The 417-nt window shown below is 66.9% G+C and carries 1 protein-coding gene; it reads left to right on the forward strand.

The genetic code is table 11. The annotated features are described in order from the left end of the window. Positions 1-417, forward strand: a 417-nt coding sequence (locus JHD63_RS22900; protein WP_198973120.1) for an IS5 family transposase, incomplete at both ends; no start/stop codon positions are given.

Below are 417 nucleotides of genomic sequence, written 5' to 3' on the forward strand. Positions count from 1 at the left end.
AGGTGGGCACGGGCACGATCGTGGACGCCACCATCATCGGCGCGCCCAGCTCGACGAAGAACGCGGACAAGGCGCGCGACCCCGAGATGCACCAGACCCGCAAAGGCCAGCAGTGGTACTTCGGCATGAAGATGCACATTGGCGTGGACAGCCGCACCGGGCTGGCGCACAGCGCCGTGGTCACCGCGGCCAACGTGCACGACAAGCATCCGCTGCCCGATCTGCTGCACGGCAACGAGCAGCGCGTGTATGGAGACAGCGCCTACGCCAGCCAGAAGGCGTTGATCGAGTCCAAGGCGCCGCAGGCGCGCGACTTCACGAACCAGCGCGTGCGCAAAGGCGGCGAGATCGACGAAGCCGAGCGCTCGAAGAATCGCAACAAGTCCAGGGTGCGCGCCCGCGTGGAGCACGTCTTCG

The sequence above is a fragment of the Xylophilus sp. ASV27 genome, from assembly GCF_016428875.1.
In the GTDB taxonomy this organism is placed as follows: Bacteria; Pseudomonadota; Gammaproteobacteria; order Burkholderiales; family Burkholderiaceae_C; genus Xylophilus.